Consider the following 23538-nt stretch of genomic DNA (forward strand, 5'->3'; position numbering starts at 1 on the left):
GTGGGCAGCGGCACGATCGACCCCGCTGCGCTGCTGAGGTCCATGCGGCGGGAACTACCGGAGTACCTGGTGCCGTCGCAGGTCATGGTGCTGGCGGCTATGCCGTTGAACGCCAACGGAAAGCTGGATCGACGTGCCTTGCCGGAACCCGAATTCGGTTCCGGCGCCGCTACATACCGTGCGCCGGAGACGGCCGCCGAGGCGGCGGTCGCCGAGATCTTCGCCGAGTTGCTCGGTCTCGACCACGCCGGTACCGAGGACGATTTCTTTGCCCTCGGCGGGAATTCGCTCATCGCGGCCAGAGCCATCGCCCGTATTTCCGCCGCGCTCGGTGTCACGATCGATGTCCGTGACTTCTTCGACCGGCCGACGGCGGCTGCGGTCGCGGCCCTGTCGGCGCCTGGTATCGACCGCCCGCCGTTGGCGGCGGGACCGCGGCCGGAGCACATTCCGCTGTCGCCGCCGCAGCGGCGCATGTGGTTCCTGAACCGATTCGGCACCGACGCGGAGTCGGCCCGCGAATTCGACACCGCCGCTGTGGACAACATTCCGGTGGCGCTGCGGCTCCGTGGCGAGCTCGACGTACCCGCTCTTTCCGCGGCCATCACCGATCTTGTTGCGCGCCACGAAGTCCTGCGCACCGTCTACCCGCAGACGGTGGCCGGACCCGCGCAACTGATCCGCCGGGTGCACGCGGTGTTCGACCTGACACCGTCCGAGGTGCCCGCGCACAAGCTTGCGGCTGCGGTCCGCGTGGTCGCCGCCCAGGGTTTCGATGTCGCCGAGGAGATTCCGGTCCGCGTGCGCCTGTTGCGTTGTGGGCCGGCGGATCACACGCTGGTGCTCGTCGTCCATCACATCGCCGCCGATGGTGTCTCGCTCGGCCCACTGGTGCGCGACCTCGGCACCGCATACGCTGCCCGGCGCGCTGGGCGCCCGCCCGGGTGGACCCCGCTTGCGGTGCAATACGCGGACTACGCGCTCTGGCAGCAGCGGGTCCTGGGCGACGAGGCCGACCTCGATTCGGTCGCGGCCCGGCAGTTGGCGTTCTGGCATGCCGAAGTGTCCGGCCTGCCCGCACAATTGGAGCTGCCCGCTGACCGGCCGCGACCGGCGCGGGCCACCTATCGTGGCGCCACATACGAGTTCCGCCTCGACGCCGCGCTGCGGGCCGCGATCGACGACGTGGCCGCCCGGTGTCACGCAACGCCGTTCATGGTCCTGCACGCCGCGCTGGCCGCGCTGCTGGCCCGGCTGTCGGGCACCACCGACATCGCGATCGGCACGCCGGTGGCGGGCCGCGGCGATGCGGCGCTGGACGACCTCGTCGGCATGTTCGTGAACACCCTCGTATTGCGCACGGAGGTCCAGGGCGCGGCCACCTTCGCCGAGTTGATCGCGCACGCTCGCGACCGCGACCTGCGCGCGTTCGCCCACGTGGACATCCCGTTCGAGCGACTGGTCGAGGTGCTGAATCCGGCACGATCCCAGGCCAGGCATCCGCTGTTCCAGGTGGCGCTGTTCATGCAGAACCTCGGACCGGTCACCCCGGAGTTGCCGGATCTCGGCACCGAGTTGGTCGACTTCGACCCCGGATTCGCGAAATTCGATCTGCAGCTCACGATCTCGGAACACGACTCGGAGTACCGCGCCGAATTCACCTATGCGACCGATCTGTTCGACGCGCCGACTGTGCGTGAGTTCGCGGCCAAGTTCCTCCGGTTGCTGCGTGCGGCGGTGGCCGAACCGGAGGCGCCGGTCGGCGATGTCGCCCTGCTCGACGCGGGTGAACTCGACTACGTCACCGCGAGCTGGAATGCCAGCGGCCACAAGGTCGCCGACCGCTTCCTGCACGAGGGATTCGACAACCAGGTGCGCCGTACTCCGAATGCCGTTGCCCTGGCGACCGATTCGTTGAATCTGACTTACACCGAACTTTCCGATCAGGCCAACCGCATGGCCAGAATGCTCATCGACTCCGGTGTCGGCCCGGAATCCCTCGTGGTGCTGGCGATGCCGCGCTCGATCGAACTGGTCGTCGCCATGTATGCGGTCGCACGGGCGGGTGGCGCCTATGTGCCGGTGGATCCCACGCATCCGGCCGAGCGGATCGGGCACATTCTCGATACCGCACGGCCGCAGTCGGTACTCACCACGCGAACTGCTGGATTCACCCTCCCCGCAACAGTTCCCGACACAGTGCGCGTCCACCATGTGGATGAGCTCGACCTGTCGGTGTACTCGGCTGCCAAGATCGGCGACCGCGAGCGCCGTACCCTGCTGCATCCGGAACATCCCGCCTATGTCCTCTTCACGTCAGGCTCGACCGGCAAGCCGAAGGGCGTGTCGGTCAGCCATCGCGCCATCGCGAACCAGTTGGCGTGGATGCACGCCGAATACCGTCCACGCACCGGTGATGTCTATCTGCAGAAGACGGCAACGACTTTCGACGTCTCGCTCTGGGGCTACTTCCTGCCGTTGCGCGCGGGTGCCACGCTGCTGCTCGCCGCACCGGAAGGCCATCGCGATCCGCGCTATCTCGCGGAAACGATTGCCCGCCACGGCGTCACGCTGACCGACTTCGTGCCTGCCATGCTGTCCGTCTTCGCCGCACACGCCGCATCGGGCGAACTCGATTCGCTCCGAGATGTTTTCGTCATCGGTGAGGCGCTCGCACCGGAGACGGCGGCCGCGTTCCGAGCGGTGAGCGACGCCGGTCTGCACAACCTGTACGGCCCCACCGAGGCAGCCGTGTCGATCACCTACCGCGAGGTGACCGCCGAGGACACCACGGTCGTGCCGATCGGTGAGCCGGAGTGGAACTCCCAGGTGTACGTGCTGGATGTCCGCCTGCGACCGGTCGCGATCGGCGTGCCGGGGGAGCTGTACCTGGGCGGCAACCAGTTGGCTCGCGGCTATCACGGCCGGGTGGACCTCACTGCGGATCGCTTCCTCGCGAATCCGTTCGGGAACACCGGCGAACGCATGTACCGGACCGGCGATCTGGTGCGGTGGAGCCAGGATGGTGAGCTGGTTTATCTGGGCCGCACCGACTTCCAGGTGAAGTTTCGTGGCCAGCGCATCGAACTGGCGGAGATCGAGACGGCGTTGCTGGCAGCGCCCGAGGTGAACCAGGCGGCGGCGCGACTCGTCACCGGTGCGTCCGGCGACTACCTCGCAGGCTATCTAGTCCGGACGCCAGGTGCCGAGCTGGATTCGGCTGCTCTCAAAGCCATTTTGGCGCAGCGTCTTCCCGCTTATATGGTGCCGACCGCGCTCGTAGAGCTCACCGAGTTCCCGTTGGGTAGCAGTGGCAAGCTGGACCGTGCGGCACTGCCTGTCCCGGTGCTCGAAGTCGAGCGGTTCCGTGCTCCCGTCGACGCCGCGCAACGCCTGGTCGCCTCGGTGTTCGCCGAGGTGCTCCGCGTCCACCGGGTCGGTCTGGACGACGACTTCTTCGCGCTCGGCGGCAGCTCGCTGGATGCCACTCAGGTGACCGCGCGGGTGGGCGAGGCCATCGGCGTGCGAGTTCCGTTGCGGGCCTTGTTCGAAGCCGCCACCGTCGACGGCTTCGCCGCCGCCGTAGCCGCATTGAGCACTGAGGGGGAGCCCCGGCCCGCGCTGACGCGACGGACTCGGCCCGAGCGAGTGCCGCTTTCGCCTGCGCAGCAACGGCTGTGGTTCCTCAACCGGGTGGAGACCCAGGATGGGTCGACCAGCGTCTACAACCTGCCGGTCGTGCTCCGGCTCACCGGTCGCCTCGATGTCGCCGCGCTGTCGCGGGCCGTGCTGGATGTGCTGGTCAGGCACGAGTCGCTGCGCACCCTGTATCCCGATACCGATTCGGGTCCCTATCAGTTGATTCTGGACGGCGGGGACGTCGGCCTCTCGCTCGAGCCGATGCCGGTCGCGCGGGCCTCGGTGGCGTCGGCTGTCACGGCGATCGCTCGAGCCGGATTCGATGTCACGGCCGAATTGCCCTCGCGTGTAGCACTTTTACTGATCGACCGAGCCGACGACGCACCCGGTGTCGTCGGCGATGAGTACGTACTGGTGTTCGTGGTTCACCACATTGCCGCCGACGCCCTGTCGATGCCGCCCTTGGTCACCGATCTGGTCCGGGCCTACCTCGCCCGGCTGATCGGGCATGCGCCGGACTGGGCCGACCTTCCGGTGCAGTACGCGGACTACAGCCTGTGGCATCGGGAATTGCTCGGTGCGGCGGACGTTCCGGGCGATCCGGCCTATCAGCAGCTGCGATTCTGGCGCGATGTCCTCGATGGCGCACCGGCGCAGATCACCCTGCCGACCGACCGGCCACGACCGGCGGTGCCGTCGAACCGCGGAGCGGCGGTGGATTTCACGGTCGAGGCCGCAGTAGTCGCGAGCCTGCGCGTCATCGCGCAGCGCACCGGCGCGACCCTGTTCATGGTGCTGCACGCCGCGTTCGCGGCCACGTTGGCGCGGCTGAGCGGTAGCGACGACATCGTGATCGGCGCACCCACCGGCGGTCGTGGCGAACGCGAACTGGACGCTCTCATCGGCATGTTCGTCAATACGCTCGTGCTGCGCACACCGGTCGCTGCGGACGTCTCGTTCAGTGAACTGGTTCGCCGGGTACGGGATGCCGATCTGGCCGCGTTCGCCAATGCCGACCTGCCGTTCGAGCGTTTGGTCGACGCCATGGCCGTCGATCGCGGCGCCGGTGCCCATCCGCTGTTCCAAGTGATGCTCAGCTTCGGCGAGACACAGCCTGCGCTACGTACCGGCGCGGTGGAGGTGCCATGGCTGGCGATAGAGCCGGTCGAGATCGAGGACAGCGGAGCCAAATTCGACCTGCACCTGGTGGTCGGCGAGCGTCGCGACGGCGCCGGCCTGACGACCAGCCTGCGTTATGCCACCGATCTGTTCGACGCGGCGACCATCGAATCGTTCGTCGCCCGTTTCCTGCGAATGCTCACCGCGGTGGCGGTGGACTCGGAGGTGACGATCGGTGATATCGAGCTGCTCGCCGACCATGAACGCGAGCTCGTACTGCGGCGGTGGAACGCAACAACGCAAAATGTGGACGAGAACTGCACACTCGCTTCGCTATTCGCCGATCAAGCAGCCCGCACTCCAGCAGCTACCGCCCTCACTTTCGAGGGGACGAGTCTGTCGTACGCCGAGTTTGCGAACCGAGTGAATCGGTTGGCCCGCTGGCTCGTCGGGCAAGGCGTCGGCCCGGATTCGGTTGTGGCGCTGGGTATGTGGAGGTCGCTCGACCTGGTAGTCGGCATGTATGCGGTGATCACTGCGGGCGGCGGATACCTGCCGCTGGATCCGGATCATCCGGCCGACCGCACGGCACACATTCTCGACAACGCGGCACCGGTCTGTGTGCTCACCGCAGGCGTCGACCTGAATTCCGGTGTAGCGCATGAGCGAATCGATCGGCTGGACCTGTCCGGCTACTCGGATGAGCCGCTGACCGACGCCGACCGGCGGGCACCGCTGCGTGCCGCGAATATCGCGTACGTCCTCTTCACGTCCGGCTCGACCGGGCAGCCGAAGGGCGTGGCGATGAGTCACGCCGGCATCGTGAATCGGCTGCGGTGGATGCAGTCGGCGTATGTCGCGCTCGGTGCCGACGATGTGCTGCTGCAGAAGACGCCGGCCACCTTCGATGTGTCGGTGCCGGAGTTCTTCTGGCCGTTGCAGGTCGGCGCGCGGCTGGTCCTGGCCGAGCCGGACGGCCATCGAGACCCGGCCTACCTGGCGGAGCTGATGCGCCGGGAAGGCGTGACCGTGGCGCACTTCGTGCCGTCGATGCTGTCGGTGTTTGTCACGGACAAGGTCGAGGTGCCCACGCTGCGCGAGGTGTTCTGTTCCGGCGAGGCGCTGCCTGCCGCGACAGCTCAGCGGATGCGCGCGCTGACCGGCGCACGGGTGCACAACGGCTACGGACCCACCGAGGCCGCGGTCGAGGTGACATTCCACGAGGTCACCGACGCCGATACCCGCACGGTGCCGATGGGCGCACCGGTCTGGAACACCCGGACGTATGTGCTCGACGCGCGACTGCGGCCCGTGCCGGCGGGTGTGCCCGGCGAGCTGTATCTGGCGGGCGCGCAGTTGGCTCGCGGTTATTGGGGACGGACGGAGTTGACCGGTGCTCGGTTTGTGGCCGACCCGTTCGATCCGGCAGGCGGCCGGATGTACCGCACCGGCGATCTGGTCGCCTGGACCGCTGCCGGAGAGCTGGAGTTCTTGGGCCGCGCCGACTTCCAGGTGAAGGTCCGCGGCCTGCGGATCGAGCTGGGCGAGATCGAGTCGGCGCTGGTGGCCACGCCTGCTGTCGGCCAAGCGGTTGTCCTTGTCCGGGACGACCACGGGATCGGCGATCACCTGGTGGCTTACCTGGTGGCGGCCGGTCCGATCGAGATCGACGAGCTACGTGCCGAATTGGCTACGCGACTACCGGGATACATGGTGCCGCACGCCTTCGTCACACTTGACCGTCTCCCGGTGAATGCCTCCGGCAAGCTGGACCGAAAAGCCTTGCCTGCGCCCGTCGCACCGTCCACGGAATTCCAGGAACCCACCGGCCCAACGGAATCGCTTGTGGCCGAGACATTTATCGCTCTGCTCGGCACCGACCGAGCCGGCGCGAATGACGACTTCTTCGCACTCGGCGGAAACTCACTGATCGCCACCCAACTCGCCGCCCGCCTCGGGAAGGCCACCGGCACCGAGGTCCCGGTACGCATGATCTTCGACGCGTCCACCGTGCGCGAGCTGGCCTGGCGGCTCGCGGCAGACCGCCCGGCCGACACCGAATCCGCTGCCTTGCCGCCGCTCACGGCACCGGAACGCCCTGACCCGATCCCGCTGTCGATCGCCCAGCAGCGCATGTGGTTCCTCAACCGGTTCGACACCACGAGCAGCGGCTACAACATTCCCTTCGCGCTGCGGCTCACCGGCGCGCTGAACGTCACCGCGCTGGAAGCGGCCATCGTCGACGTCATCGCCCGGCACGAGACGCTGCGCACGATCTACCCCGAACACGACGGTGCCGCAACACAGGTGGTGCTGCCCGCCGAAACGAAGCTCATCGATCTGGTGGCCCGCCCGGTGCGCTCGGGCGAGCTGCCCGACCTCATCGCCAACGCGGCGTCGAGCGGGTTCGATGTCACGGCGGAAGTCCCGCTGCGTGTTCGGTTGCTGCGCTTGGACGATGGCGAGCCGTCGATATTGCAGGGCAGCCGAGCGGTGCGGCGCGTGCACATCCTGCTGTTCGTCGTGCACCACATCGCCGCCGACGGCTGGTCTTTCGCGCCGCTGACGCGCGACCTGGCTGCCGCGTACGTCGCCCGATGCGCGGACACGATCCCGGCGTGGAGTCCGCTCCCGGTGCAGTACGCCGACTTCGCGGTCTGGCAGCGCACCGCACTCGGCTCGGCCGAAGACCCACGCTCGGTGCTGTCGCGTCAGTTGCGGTTCTGGACAGATGAACTCGCGGGCCTCCCCGAGGTGCTGACATTGCCGTCGGACCGGCCACGGCCCGCGGTCGCCACCAACCGCGGTGGCGCCATTACCGGCCGGTTGGATCCGGTGCTGCATCGAGAGATTCAAGACCTGGCTACGGCGCACCGGGTGACGCCGTTCATGGTGTTGCACGCCGCACTGACGGTCGTGCTGAGCCGCTACGCCGCGACCACCGACATCGTGATCGGAGCGCCCGTCGCGGGCCGAGGAGACGCGGCACTCGACGATCTCGTAGGCATGTTCGTCAACACCTTGGTGCTGCGCACCGAGTCGCGGCCGGACGCGACCCTGGCCGAGTTGCTGGCGGCCGTCCGCGCGACCGACCTCGCCGCCTTCGACCATGCGATGGTGCCGTTCGAGCAACTCGTCGACGCGCTGAATCCGGTCCGCTCGCAGGCACACTCGCCGCTGTATCAGGTCGCGCTCACCCTGCAGAACCAGGCGGAGCCGGACTTCCAACTGCACCGGCTGAACATCGCCGCACTCGAGGTGGGCCCGGCACCGATCCAGCTGGACCTGGACTGGACGCTGACCGACCGTTACGACGCGGACGGTGGGCCGGCCGGCATCGACATCCATCTGCATTACGCGCTCGACCTGTTCGATGAACACACCGTGCTCGGCTTTCTCGCCGCCTTCGAGCGGGCTTTGCGGGCGATGGTGCGCGACCCTCGCACGCTGGTCGGGAATGTCGACCTGATGTCGGTCGCCGAACGCGGCCTGCTGCTGTGCGATCGCAACGCCACCGCCCGAGCGCTGCCACCGGAGACACTCGACGACCTGCTCAGCACGCGGGCCGCGGCAAGTCCTGACGATGTCGGCGTGTACTACGAGGGTCTCTCGGTGACGTACGCCGTGCTCGCGTCGCGGGTGAATCGCCTTGCCCGCTGGTTGATTACGGCGGGTGTCGGCCCGGAGACGATCGTGGGCCTGGCGGCACTGCGGTCCGTGGACATGCTCGTCGCGATGTTCGCGATCGTGCGTGCGGGTGGTGCCTATCTGCCGATCGATCCAGCTCACCCCGCCGACCGCATCGCCCAGGTCATCGACGGCGCCGCACCGGCATTGGTGCTGACAGTCGGCGGTGCGGTGCTACCGCGACTGGACGGCGTCCAGGTGGTCGAGATCGCCGACCTCGTCCTAGACGACCTGTCCGACGCTCCTGTCACCAATGCGGAGCGGAGAGTGACGCTGCGACAAGATAATACGGCGTACGTGCTGTTCACCTCCGGCTCCACCGGCCGCCCGAAGGGCATTGCCGTCACCCATCGCGCCATCATGAATCAGCTGCGCTGGCTGGAATTCCGGTACGAGGTAACCGCCGCCGACCGCATCCTGCAGCGTGCGCCGCTGACCTTCGACGTGTCGGTGTGGGAATGCTTCCTGGCGATCGCGGTCGGCGCGCCACTGGTGATCGCTCGTCCCAGCGGGCATCTCGAGCTGGCGTACCTCGCGGATCTCATTCGCACGCAACACATCACCATCGCCGAGTATGTGCCGTCGGTGCTCGCCGCGCTGATCGGTGAGGGCATGGGCGACGCGTTGCGGTCGTTCCGGCACCTGCACTGCGGCGGTGAGGCGCTCACCCCGGATCTGCTCGCCTCGCTGCGAGCTACCTTCGACGGTGCGGTGCACAACGCCTACGGGCCGACGGAGGCGGCGATCTCGGCCGTCTTCCACGAGTTCACCGAGGCCGACGTCGACTCCGGGAGGGAACTGGCGATCGGCCGTCCCTGCTGGAACACCCGCGCGTACGTGCTGGACTCGCGGCTGCGCCCCGTGCCGATCGGGGTCACCGGCGAGCTGTACCTGGCGGGCGACCAGTTGGCTCGCGGTTACCAGGGACGTCCAGGGCTGACAGCGGAGCGGTTCACCGCCGATCCGTTCGGCGTACCGGGACGGCTGATGTATCGCACCGGCGACCTGGTGCGCTGGAACCGCGACGGCGATCTGGTTTACCTGGGCCGCAACGATTTCCAGATCAAGCTGCGCGGTCAGCGGATCGAGCTCGGCGAGATCGAGTCGGTGCTGGCGGGGGCCGCAGGCGTGACGAATGCCGCTGTGCTGCTCGCTCGGGATGCCGCCGGATATGAGTGCCTGGTCGGCTACGTCACCGGTAGCGACCTGGCTCCCGACACGGTACTCACCCAGACGCGGGATAGGTTGCCCGCGTACATGGTTCCCGCGCACCTGATCGTGCTGGACGAGATGCCGTTGACCACGGCAGGCAAGCTGGACCGCGCGGCGCTGCCCGCCGTCGAATTCAGCGGCGCTGCCACCGAGTTCCGCGCCCCGCGCGAAGGTGTCGAGTCGGTGCTCGTCGCGTTGATCACGGACCTGGTCGGTGTGGCGGACAGCCGGATGGGCGCGGACGACGACTTCTTCGCCCGAGGCGGCAACTCGCTGCTCGCCATGCGGCTCGTCGCCAGGGCCAATGCGACATTCGGTTGCGCGTTGACGGTGCGTACGGTGTTCGAGGCGCCGACGGTGGCCGAACTCGCCACGCGGATCGTGCATTCCACCCGGGGTGCCGCTGACGTCTCACGCCCGGTGCTAACAGTTCGCGAGCGACCGGCTCGTATTCCTTTGTCACTCGCGCAGACTCGGATGTGGCTGTTGAATCGCCTCGACCCGGGATCGGCCGTCTATAACATCCCGATCACCATCAGGCTCACCGGAACACTGGACACGGACGCACTGCGGGCAGCCCTGGGCGATGTCATCGGCCGGCACGAATCGCTGCGCACCGTATTCCCGTCGGACCAGGCAGGCCCCACGCAGGTAGTGCACGCCGTCGACGAAGTAGCCGAGCTCGACCTGCACCCCGTCGACGTGAGCGAAGCAGAGCTCGCCTCATCGGTACTGGCGGTGACCGCCTTCGGCTTCGATCTGCGCACCGAGATGCCGACGCGCGCAAGCCTGTTCCGCGTCTCGCCGGGCAACCATGTGCTGGTCGTCGTGGTGCATCACATCGCCGCGGACGGTGTCTCGACCGCACCGCTCGCCCGGGATCTCATGGTGGCCTACACCGCACGGACGACGGGTGCCGCCCCGCAATGGCGTCCGCTGCCGGTCCAGTACGCCGACTTCACCCTGTGGCAGCACGAGGTGCTCGGCGCGGCCGACGACCCGAATTCGCTGCTGGCCGCGCAGATCACGCACTGGCGAACGGAACTCGCCGGGCTCGCCCCGGTTCTCGAACTGGCCGCCGACCGCCCGCGCCCGCCGGTGTCCTCCGGACGCGGTGCCGCTGTCGAATTCACGGTGTCCGCCGCGCTGACTGAGGCGGTCTCGGATCTGGCGGGTAGACAAGGTGTTTCGTCGTTCATGGTCATTCACGCCGCCTTCGTGACGGTGCTGGCCCGGCTTGCCCGAGTGGACGACGTGGCTGTCGGAACCCCGATCGCAGGGCGGTCCGAGGCGGCATTGGACGACCTGGTCGGCATGTTCGTGAACACGCTCGTGCTGCGCTCCCGAGTGGCCCCCGGTATGTCGTTCGCCGAACTACTGAGGGACGTCCGCGATACCGATGTGCGCGCGTTCGCGCACGCCGAGCTGCCCTTCGAGCGGCTCGTGGAAGAACTGAATCCGGCACGCGCGCAGTCGCATTCTTCGATCGTGCAAACACTGCTCACCTACGAGCATCGCGACGACACAGTGCTGCGGCTGCCGGGGCTCGAGGTGTCGGCCTACCCGATGGGCAGCCAGGTCGCACAATTCGATCTGGCCCTCGAACTCACCGAATACAGCGCCGACGCGGGTACCGCGCTGCGCGCCGTGATGCGCTACGCGACAGACCTTTTCGATCGCTGCACCGTCGAGTCGTTCGCGGCAAGGTTCGTGCGAGTGCTCCAAACCGTGGTGACGACCCCGTCCGTGCGGCTCGGCGACATCGAACTCCTGGACGCCACGGAACGTGCGCTCGTGCTCGAACGCTGGAACGACACGGCGCATCCCGTAGCTGCCGAACACACCCTGGTCTCCCTGTTCGAGGCCCAGGTGGTGAGGACGCCGGAGGCGATCGCGCTCACCTTCGAAGGGACCAGTCTGTCGTATGCGGACTTCGCGGCCCGGGTACATCGTCTGGCGCGATGGCTCATCGGTCAGGGCGTCGGCCCGGATTCGATTGTGGCACTGGGTATGCGTCGATCGATCGATCTGGTAACCGGCATGTACGCGGTCATCGTGGCGGGCGGCGCGTATGTGCCGCTCGATCCCGATCATCCCGCCGAGCGCATCGACCACGTGCTCGCGACGGCCAAGCCGGTCTGCGTGCTCACCTCCGGACAGGACCTGGATGATCTTGCGGCCCAGCAGATCCGGATCGACCGACTCGATCTCACCGGCTACCCGCCGACACCGCTGACACCGGCGGACCGGATCGGCGCGCTGACCTCGGCCCACACCGCCTACGTCCTCTTCACCTCCGGCTCGACCGGTCGCCCCAAGGGTGTCGCCGTGCCGCACGCCGCCATCGTGAACCGGCTGCTGTGGATGCAGCACACCTACCGGCTGTCCGCCGACGACGTGGTGCTGCAGAAGACACCGGCCACCTTCGACGTTTCCGTGTGGGAATTCTTCTGGCCGTTGCAGGTTGGCGCGCGCCTCGTCGTCGCCCGGCCCGGTGGTCACCGCGACCCCGCCTACCTGGCCCGATTGATCATCGAGGAGCGGGTCACCACCGTCCATTTCGTGCCGGCCATGTTGTCGATGTTCATTCTCGAGCGAAGGGCAAACGAGTGCATTACGCTCCGCAACGTATTCGCCTCCGGTGAGGCATTGCCCGCGCTGGCCGCGCAGCGGGCGCGTGAGGTGATCGGAGCGCGGGTGCACAACCTGTACGGACCGACGGAGGCCACCGTCGACGTCACTTTTCACGAGGTGACCGATGCCGATGTCGTGTGCGTGCCGATCGGCCGTCCGGTGTTCAATACCCAACTGCTGGTGCTGGATTCGCGGACCAGGCCGGTACCCGCCGGGGTGCCCGGGGAGCTGTATCTCGCCGGTGCGCAACTGGCGCTCGGCTACCTGGCTCGACCGGAACTGACCGCGGACCGGTTCGTCGCCAATCCCTTCGTCCTCGGCGAGCGGATGTACCGCACCGGCGATCTCGTGAAGTGGACGGTCGACGGCGAACTGGAGTACTTGGGCCGCACCGATTTCCAGGTGAAACTGCGCGGTCTGCGCATCGAGCTCGGCGAGATCGAGACGGCACTGACCGCAGTGGATTCGATCTCGCAGGCCGTTGTCGCGCTGCGTTCCGATGACCGGCTCGGGGACCGGTTGGTGGCGTACGTCATTGCCGCCGAGGGGCATTCGGTGGACAGCAACCGGGTGCGGTCCATGTTGGGCACGGAATTGCCCGCGTACATGGTGCCCTCGGTGATCATGTCGCTGGCCGAGTTCCCGTTCAACGCGTCCGGCAAGCTCGACCGCGCAGCACTGCCCGCACCGCTCATCGAGGCGACCGCGTATCGTGCGCCGGCGACCGACGCCGAACGCACTGTCGCCGACATCATCGGCGAGCTACTCGGCCTCGACCAGGTCGGCGCGGACGACGACTTCTTCGCCCTCGGCGGCAACTCCCTGATCGCGACACAGGTCGCGGCCCGACTCGGCACCGCGTTCGACGCCGAGATCCCGGTGCGGATGCTGTTCGAGGCACCGACCGTCGCCGGACTCGCGGCCCGAGCCGGACGGCACATCGGTACCGGCACCCGGCCGCCGCTCACGGCGCGTCCGCGCCCCGAACCGGTGCCGCTGTCGCCCGCCCAGCAGCGCATGTGGTTCCTCAACCGCTTCGACCCGACCGGGACCGTGCACAACATCCCGGTAGTCGTCCGGCTCACCGGCTACCTCGACCCGAATACGCTGGCCGCCGCCATCGCCGATGTCGTCGGCAGGCATGAAACGCTGCGCACCGTCTACCCGGACATCGACGGCACCGGCTACCAGCGGATTCTCGATGCCGACCACGTACCGCCGCTGCAAACCCTGGATTCGGCCGCATCGCTGCCGGAATTCGTCGCTACGCCGTTCGACGTGACCGGCGCGGTGCCGTTGCGTATCGGCTTGATCCGCTTGACGGATCGTGCGCACCTGCTCGCCCTGGTCGTGCATCACATTGCCGCCGACGGCTTCTCGATGGCCCCGCTGGCCCGCGACATCGCCACCGCATACGCGGCGCGCGCCACCAGAACAACACCCGCGTGGGCCGAATTGGCGGTGCAATACGCCGATTACGCGCTGTGGCAACGTGAAGTCCTGGGTGCCGAGGACGATTCGGACTCGGTCGCTGCCCGCCAACTGAGCTACTGGCAGGATGCGTTGCGCGCCTTGCCCGTACAGCTCGATCTGCCCACCGACCGACCGCGCCCGGCGGTCGCCACCCACCGGGCGGCCAGCACGACCATCGCGCTGGACAGCACGGTCCGCGACGGCATAGCCGCCGTGTCGGCCCGCTATGACGCGACCCCGTTCATGGTGGTGCACGCCGCGCTCGCCACCCTGCTGGCGCGGCTGTCCGGCACCGACGACATCGCCATCGGCGCACCGATCGCGGGCCGCGGCGACGCCGCCCTCGACGACCTGGTCGGCATGTTCGTCAACACCCTCGTGCTGCGTGCCCAGGTCGCCGGGGCGGACCCGTTCGCCGCGGTCCTGCGTCGCGTGCGGGACGGCGACCTCGACGCCTTCGCCAACGCGGACGTGCCGTTCGAGCGACTCGTCGAGGTGCTCGACCCGGTGCGATCCGAGGCGCGGCATCCGCTCTTCCAGATCGCGCTGTTCTTCCAGAATCTCGCCCACGTCGAGCTGGATATGGCGGGAGTCGCCGTCACTGAGCACGAGCTGGATTACGAGACAACACCATTCGACCTACAGCTGACCGTGACCGACGGCGTGCTCCGGTTCACTTACGCCACCGACCTTTTCGACGAGAGCACCATCGCGACCCTCGGCTCCCGATTCCTCCGGCTACTCGGTGCCGTCACCGCGGATCCCGAGCAGGTGATCGGCGACATCGACCTGTTCGGCGCCGGCGAGCTGCATCGGGTGGTGACCGAGTGGAACGACTCCGCGCACACCGCTTGCCTCGCCGAAATGCTCCTCGACGAATTCGAGGCCCAGGCCGCGGCGACACCGGACGATCCGGCGCTGATCTACGTTCCCGACGATGCCACGGCCGCGACGACGATGACCTACGGCGAGCTCGACCGCAGGACCAACCAGCTGGCCCGCCACCTGCTCGCGGCGAATGTCGGCCCGGAATCGTTGGTGGCGTTGGCGATCCGGCGTTCGGCGGACTTGGTCGTCGCCATGTACGCGGTGCTCAAAGCCGGCGGCGCGTATGTGCCGATCGATCCGGATCACCCGGCCCGGCGGATTGCGCACATCCTCGATACCGCCCGGCCCGCAGCGTTGCTCACCGCCGCGGCCGATCGGGCGAGCATCGACTACGCCGGTCCGATCTTGTGCGTGGACGCCCTCGCGCTCGACGGATACGCCGATGACCCGATCGCCGTGCACGAACGCATCGCGCCGATCCACCCGCAGCACCCGGCGTACGTGATCTTCACCTCCGGCTCCACCGGAAAACCCAAGGGCGTCAGCGTCTCCCACGCCGCGATCGTCAACCAGATGACCTGGATGCAGTCCGAATACCGGCTCGTTGCCGAGGATGTGTATCTGCAGAAGACGGCCACCACCTTCGATGTATCGCTGTGGGGGTATTTCCTGCCGTTGCGCATCGGCGCCACCCTGGTGCTCGCCGCCCCGGACGGCCATCGCGATCCGGGCTACCTGACCGAGGTGATGGCCGGCCATGGCGTCACTGTCACCGATTTCGTGCCGTCGATGCTCAGCGTCTTCGCCGGGCACATCGAAACCGCCGGTCTGCGTGCGGCTCTCGCCTCGCTCCGCACCGTCTTCGTGATCGGCGAGGCGCTGCCCGCCGAGACGGTGCGGGCCTTCAGTGCCGTCAGTCCGGCCGGGCTGCACAACCTGTATGGCCCGACCGAGGCGGCGGTGAGCATCACCTACCGCGACGTCACCGGCGACATCGATCGCACGGTCCTGCCGATCGGCAACCCGGAGTGGAACAGCCGGGTCTACGTGCTGGATTCGCGGCTACGCCCGACCCTGCCCGGCGTCGCGGGCGAGCTGTACCTCGCCGGTACCCAGCTGGCGCGCGGCTACCACGCAAGACCTGATCTGACCGCGGATCGGTTCGTCGCCAACCCCTTCGGCACGCCTGGTGAGCGCATGTACCGCACCGGCGACCTCGTCCGCTGGGATACCCACGGCGACACTGCGGAGCTGATGTACCTGGGCCGCACCGACTTCCAGGTGAAGTTCCGCGGCCAGCGCCTCGAACTGGGCGACATCGAGGCGGCTCTTGCCGCCGTACCGGGCGTAGCCCAAGCTGCCGCGGCTGTAGTCGCCACTCGCGCCGGTGACCACCTTGTCGGTTACGTGACCACGCAGGCCCGAGTGGCCGAAAGTGAAGTGCTGGACGCGGTCGGCGAGACCTTGCCGTCTTACCTGGTCCCGTCAGCAGTCGTTGTGCTGGCGGCCTTCCCGCTCAACGCATCCGGGAAGCTGGACCGAAAAGCGCTGCCGGAACCCGTGTTCGATCGAGTGACGTATCGCACGCCGGTCACCCCGGCCGAACGTCTAGTGGCCGAAGCCTTCGAGACAGTGCTGGCGAACGGTCCGATCGGCGCCGACGACAGCTTCTTCGACCTGGGCGGCAACTCGCTGATCGCCACCCGGGTGATCGCCCGGCTCGGTGCCCGCCTCGGCCATCGCGTTCCCGTCCGGTTGGTCTTCGAGGCGCCGACCGTACGCGCGCTGGCCGCGCGGATCACCGATGCGGCTGCCGCGCTGGAATACTCGGTGCCGCTCAGCGCGGGCCCCCGCCCGGCGACGATTCCACTGGCACCGGTGCAGCGCGGCATGTGGTTCCTCAACCGGCTCGACCCCGCCTCGGCGGCCCACAACATCCCGGTAGCGCTGCGCATCGCGGGTGAACTCGACGTGGTGGCGCTGCGCGCGGCGTTCGCCGATGTCGTTGCCAGGCACGAGGTGCTGCGCACGCGGTACCCGGTGGACGCCACCGGCAGCGGCCACCAGGTGATCCTGCCCGCCGAGCCGACGCCGGTAGCCCTCGTCATGGCGGAGCTCGACGGCCGCCCGGTTGCCGAGCGGATCACCGAATTCCTTGTCGCCGGTTTCGATGTCACCACCGAAGTGCCGGTGCGCGCGATGCTGCTACGCACCGACGAGGCCGAGCACGTGCTGGTCGTGGTGCTGCACCACGTCGCCGCCGACGGCTATTCGATGCACCCCTTGCTGCGAGACCTGCTGTCCGCCTATCTGTCTCGCGCGCTGGATACAACGCCGAACTGGCCGGAACTTCCCGCGCAGTACGCCGACTACGCGCTGTGGCAGATCGATGCGGTGAATTCCACGGCGTCGGACCAACTCTCGTATTGGGCGGAGACGCTGCACGACCTCCCGGTGGAACTGGCGCTCTCGGCAGACCGTCCGCGCCCGGCCATCGCCACCGAGCGCGGTGCGAGCGTGCGGGCCCGAGTCGGCCGCGAGGTCGCCGGCCGCTTGAGTGACATCGCATTGCAGCACAACGCAACTCCGTTCATGGTGGTGCACGCGGCCTTGACCGTGCTGCTGTCCCGGCTCTCCGGTTCCGGCGATATCCCGATCGGCACCCCGGTGGCCGGACGCGGCGAGGCGGCCCTCGACGACCTGGTCGGCATGTTCGTCAACACCGTGGTGCTGCGTACCCGGCCGGATCTCGACCGATCGTTCACCGACCTGATCGCCCAGACCAGGGCCACCGACCTGGCCGCATTCGACAACGCGACCGTGCCGTTCGAGCGGGTCGTCGACGAATTGGGCATCGAACGCTCCCCGGCCAGGCATCCACTCTTCACCGTCGCGCTGAGCTACCTGAATACCGGCGCGGCTTCCTACTCGGTGCCCGGCCTGGAACTCACCGCGGTCGAATTCGACGAGCGGGTAGCCCGGTTCGATCTGCAGTTCACCGTCGCCGCCGAGCCCGACGCCGACGGGCACCTCGCCGTCGAACTCGATTACGCCACCGACCTTTTCGACGAGACCACCGCAGCCGGCCTGCTGCGCCGGTTCGGCCGCCTACTCGGCACGCTCACCGCTGAACCGGAAAGGCCCATCGGCACAGCGGATCTGCTCGCCCCGGCCGAACGCGCCGAGCTACTGGCCAGGCGCGGCGCGGAACCCGTCGAACCGCGCACGCTCGCCGAACTGATGACCGCGGCGGTAGCCATGAACCCCGACGCCACCGCACTGATCGCGACGGATCGCACGCTGACCTACCGCGCCCTCGACGAACAATCGTCGCGCCTGGCCAGAATGCTGATCGGGCACGGGCTCGGGGCTGAGGACGTGGTCGCGATCGCCATTCCCCGTTCGGTCGAGGCACTGCTCGCCGTGTGGGCGGTAGCGAAGACCGGTGCCGCTTTCGTACCCGTCGACCCGACCTATCCCGCAGAGCGCATCACCCACATGCTCACGGATTCCGCGGCCGCCATCGGACTGACGACGAGTAGGTCGTCCCGCGCGCTACCGGCAGACACCGCATGGCTGGTGCTCGACGCACCCGCGACCGCGGCGCGGATGCGGCACACCAGCGCGGCGCCTATTGCCGGGAACGAGCTGATTCGCCCTGTGCGCGTGGGCAATCCGGCCTGGATGGTCTACACCTCCGGGTCGACCGGGAGCCCGAAGGGGGTGCTCGCGACCCACGCCGGTCTCGCCGGAGTGGCCCGCGCCCAACGCGATCGATACGAGATCACCGCCGCCGCACGCATCCTGCACGTGGCCTCACCGAGCTTCGACGCGGCCATGCTCGAGCTGCTGCTCGCACTGTCGGCGGGCGCGGCACTGGTGATCGCACCGGCCGGCGGCTACGGCGGCACCGAACTGACGACACTCCTGCGTGAGCAACGCGTGTCGCACGCCTTCATCACCCCCGCCGTGCTGCGCACCCTGGACCCGGCCGACCTCGGCGACCTCCGGCACCTGACCGTCGGCGGCGAGTCCTACGGCCCGGACATGGTGCGCCGCTGGGGAATCGACCGCGCCTTCTACAACACCTACGGCCCCACCGAGACAACGATCATCGCCACGATCAGCGCCCGCCTGCGCCCGGGCGACCAGCTCGACATGGGCACACCGATCCACGGTATGTCCGCGGTGATCCTCGATGGCCGGCTGCGGCCGGTACCCGTCGGCGTTACCGGTGAGCTGTATCTCCGCGGCCCCGGCCTGGCCCGGGGATATCACGCGCGACCTGGACTTTCCGCCGAGCGGTTCGTCGCCGACCCGCACGGTCCCGCGGGCGGACGCCTCTACCGGACCGGAGATCTGGTCCGGTGGACCACGGCGGGAGCGATCCGCTACGTTGAGCGCTCGGATCAGCAAGTGAAGGTACGTGGGTTGCGCATCGAACTCGGCGAGATCGATGCGGTGCTCACCACGCACGCGTCGGTCGAGGCAGCGGCCACCCTGGGGCACACCGATGCCGCGGGCGTGACGTCGCTGGTTTCCTATGTGGTCGGCCGGGCGATGGACCCCGAAGAACTGCGGACCTTCGCCGGCCGCTCGCTGGCGGCCTACATGGTGCCCGCCATCGTGATGGTGCTCGACGAACTCCCGCTGACCCCGGTCGGCAAGCTCGATCGGAAGGCACTGCCGGCACCGGAATTCCGGGTGGCCGAGTTCCGTGCGCCACGGACCGTCGCGGAGCAGGCCGTCGCCCAGGTCATCGCGGAGGTGCTCGGTCTCGCCGGGCCGATCGGCCTCGATGACGGCTTCTTCGCACTCGGCGGAAACTCTTTGACCGCAACACAACTCGCCGCCCGGCTCGGCAATCGGCTGGCCGTCGATATCGGCGTGCGGCAGGTATTCGAGCACCCGACCGTCGCCGCGCTCGCTGCTTGCGGTGCGGCCCCGTCGGGTCCGGTGCTGACGAGGCGCGCCGAAGCCGGTCCGGTGCCACTGTCGCTCGCACAGCAACGCATGTGGTTCCTCAACCGCCTCGATCGGCAGTCCACCGCCTACAACATCCCGCTCGCCGTGCGACTGACCGGCGATCTCGACATCGCCGCGCTCAACGCCGCGATCGCGGACGTGGTCGACCGGCACGAGGTGCTGCGCACCGTCTACCCGCAGCACGATGCGGGTCCGGTGCAGGTGGTGCTCCCGGCGGGCGAGTCGGGTACGCCGGTGCTCGCGCCCATCGCCGTCCCCGCCGACGACCTCGCCGCCGCCGTCGCGGACTTCGTCGGCGACGGATTCGATGTCGCCGAGGCGGTTCCGGTGCGGGCCCGGTTGTTCGTGCCGGTCGAAGCCGACGTGGTGGCGCGCGAGCACGTGCTGGTGGTCGTCGTGCATCACATCGCCGCCGACGGTTCGTCGCTGGTGCCGCTGGCCCGCGATGTGATGGTCGCCTATGCCGCCCGCAGACAAGGTCGCGCGCCCGAATGGACCCCGCTTCCGGTCCAATACGCCGACTACAGCCGATGGCAGCGCGAGCTGCTCGGCACCGAGGACGACCCGGATTCGCTGGTCTCGCGCCAACTCCGGTTCTGGACCGACACCCTGGCCGGGCTGCCCGCCCAATTGACCCTGCCCACCGATCGGCCGCGCCCGGCCATCGTCGCCACCCGGGGCGGCCATGTCGACTTCGCGATCGACGCGCGGTCGCACGCCGGGCTGATCGCGCTCGGCCGGGAGTCGGGGGCCACGCTGTTCATGGTGCTGCACGCCGCGTTCGCGGTGCTGCTCGCCCGGTTGTCGGGCACCACGGACGTCGCGGTCGGCACCCCGGTCGCCGGGCGTGGTGCCGCCGAACTCGACGATGTGGTCGGCATGTTCGTGAACACCCTCGTGCTGCGGGCCCGGGTCGACGCGGGCAACGGGTTCACCGAGCTGCTCGATCAGGTGCGCACCGCCGACGTGGCCGCGTTCGCCAACGCCGACGTTCCGTTCGAGCGTCTGGTCGAGGTGCTGAACCCGGAGCGATCGACCGCGCGGCACCCGCTGTTCCAGGTCGGTTTCTCCTTCCACAATCAAGCCGGCGCCGACTTCGCGTTGGACGGATTGGTAGCCACCGCAGTCGATTTCGACGCCGAAGTGGCTCAGTTCGATCTGCATCTGGTGGTGACCGACCGCTACGCCGCCGACGGCGTCCCGACCGGGCTGGCGGCCTCGATCACCTACGCGACCGCGCTGTTCGACGAGGGCACCGTCGCCGGCTTCGCCGGTCGGCTGCAACGACTGCTCGACGCGGTCTGTGCCGCCCCGCAGCTGCCCGTCGGCGATCTCGCCCTGCTCGACCCGGCGGAGTCCGAGCGCATGCTCGTCGCGTGGAACCAGGCCGACCGGGAATTCGCTTCGGAAACACTGATTTCCGCCTTCGAGACACAGGTCGCCCTGACCCCGGACGCGGTGGCCGTCGTCGACGGTGTCGAGACATTCACCTACGGCGAATTCGGTGCGCGAGTGTACCGGTTGGCCCGCGTGCTGATCGGCCGCGGCGTTGGACCGGAATCGGTTGTTGCCCTGGCTATTCCACGCAGCGTCGAGCTGCTGGTCGCGATGTACGCGGTGGTTGCCGCGGGCGGGGCCTACCTGCCACTCGACCCGGCGCACCCGCTGGACCGGACCGTGCGGATACTCACCGCGGCGAGCCCGGAACTGGTGCTGACCTCGGCGACTCAGCCGATGCTGCCCGTCACCGTGTCGAACCACGCCGTCGTGCTGGATATCTCGATGGTCGACCCGTCCGCCGACGCACGGCCGGTGCGCGACCGCGAGCGGTCGGCGCCGCTGTCGCCGTCGAACACCGCGTATCTCATCTTCACCTCGGGCTCCACCGGAACCCCGAAGGGCGTTGCCGTTCCGCACGCGGCGGTCGCCCATCAGCTGGCCTGGATGCAATCCGAATACGCTCTCGGCGCCGACGACGCCACTCTGCTGATGACCTCGGCGGCCTTCGACCTCTCGATCTGGGAATTCTGGTGGGCGCTCCGGACCGGAGCCCGGATCGTGCTGGCTCCGCCCGCCGCCCACCGCGATCCGGCGCAGGTGCTCGAGCTGATCCGGCGTGCCTCGATCACCACAGTGACGCTGGTGCCGTCGCTGCTCGCCATGCTGACCGAGGTGGCGGGCGATCGGCTGCCGGGCAGCTTGCGCAGGCTACTCGTCATCGGTGAACCGCTGCCCGCCACCACGGTGCAGCGGGTGCGCGGCCGGACCGGCGCCCGGATCGACAACCTGTACGGGCCGACCGAGGCCGCGGTGTCGGTGACGCGCTACCGGACCGGACAGGTGACACGACACACACTGGTGCCCATCGGCACGCCGGAATCCGGCAGCCGGGTCTACGTGCTCGACGATCGACTGCACCCGGTCCCGACCGGCGTGACCGGCGAGTTGTATCTCGGCGGCGCGCAATTGGCCCGCGGTTACCACGGCAGGCCCGAATTGACCGCTGAGCGGTTCGTAGCGGATCCGTTCGGCGCGCGGGGCACCCGGTTGTACCGCACGGGTGATCTGGTGCGCTGGGGCGCCGACGGGAACCTCGAATACGTCGAGCGCCGCGACTTCCAGGTGAAGGTCCGCGGTTACCGCATCGAGCTCGCCGAGATCGAGCACGCGTTGCGGTCGCGGCCCGCGGTGTCCGAGGCGATCGTCGTCGCGCAGCACACCGGCGGCGAGAACGCCATGTTGGCCGGGTATTTCACCGCCACCGAGGCGGTCGATCCGGACATGCTGCGGGCAACCGTGGCGGAACTGCTGCCGAGCTACATGGTGCCCGCCGTGCTGCGGCAACTGGAAACGCTGCCGCGCAACGCCAACGGCAAGGTCGATCGGGCCGCATTGCCCAAGCCCGAGGTGCGCACCGCCGAGTTCCGCGCCCCCGCGACCGAACTGGAGCGGCAGTGCTGCGCCTGCTTCGCCGAGGTGCTCGGCGCCGACCGGATCGGCCTGGACGACAACTTCTTCGAACACGGCGGCAATTCACTGCTCGCCACCCGCCTCGCGACCCGGCTGAGCGCCGCTCTCGGTGAGCCGATTCCGGTGGTGTGGTTGTTCTCCGCGCCGACTCCGGGGGCCGTGGTGACCCAATTGACACAGCATCGGTCCGGCCGTGGCCGAGTCGACACGGCCGCCGCGTTCGATGTGTTGCTGCCCTTGCGGTCCGGCGGATCGCGTGAGCCGCTGTTCTGCCTCCATCCGGCGGGCGGCATCGCATGGTCGTTCGCCGGGCTCGCCGCCCACATCGACCCGGAGCGCGGCGTATATGGCATCCAGTCGCCCGCACTGAGTTCCGCGGCGCCGCTGCCGGAGTCGATCGAGGACTGGGCCGCCAGGTATGTGCGTGAGATCCGCGCCGTCCAGCCGGAGGGGCCTTACCACCTGCTCGGCTGGTCGCTCGGCGGCGTGCTCGCGCACGCGGTCGCGGTCCAATTGCAGGCCGCCGGGGCGCATGTCGCGTTGCTCGCCATGATGGACAGCGCGCGGCACGCCACCGTCGGCGAATCCGCGAAGATCCCGCTGGCGGACCTGCTCGGCGGGCTGCTCGGCGAACAAGACGCCGACCTGAACCTCGACCGAATGGCGCGGCGGCTGGCCGATTTGCCCGAACCGCTAGCCTCATTCGGCGCCGAGCGGCTCGGCCGGGTGCTGGACGCGGGAACCCGCGCGCCGCACCTGATCGCGCGCTACCGGCCCCGGCCCTACAAGGGCAACCTCGTCTATTTCACTGCGGCCCTCGACGATCCCACCGGCGCGACCGGGGCCGCGACCTGGGCGGATGCCGTCGACGGCACCGTGCACAACCACGCCGTGCACACCTCGCACTGGCGGATGACCACCGAGTCGGCGCTGGCCAGGATCGGCCACGTCCTCACCGCCCTGCTGGAGCTCGCTGACCGCACCTGAGAC

At 68.6% G+C, this 23538-nt stretch carries 1 protein-coding gene (running past one end of the window); it reads left to right on the forward strand.

The genetic code is table 11. From position 1 onward, the window contains the following. Positions 1–23535: the 3' portion of a non-ribosomal peptide synthase/polyketide synthase gene (locus tag ACFWF1_RS19175; RefSeq protein ID WP_379281189.1), read on the forward strand. 1725 nt of this gene lie to the left of the window's left edge; only the last 23535 of its 25260 coding nucleotides appear in the window; its start codon lies off the left edge, out of view; it ends in the stop codon at positions 23533–23535. Positions 23536–23538 lie beyond the last annotated feature (3 nt).

This window comes from Nocardia sp. NPDC060255, from assembly GCF_042727395.1.
Lineage (GTDB): Bacteria > Actinomycetota > Actinomycetes > Mycobacteriales > Mycobacteriaceae > Nocardia.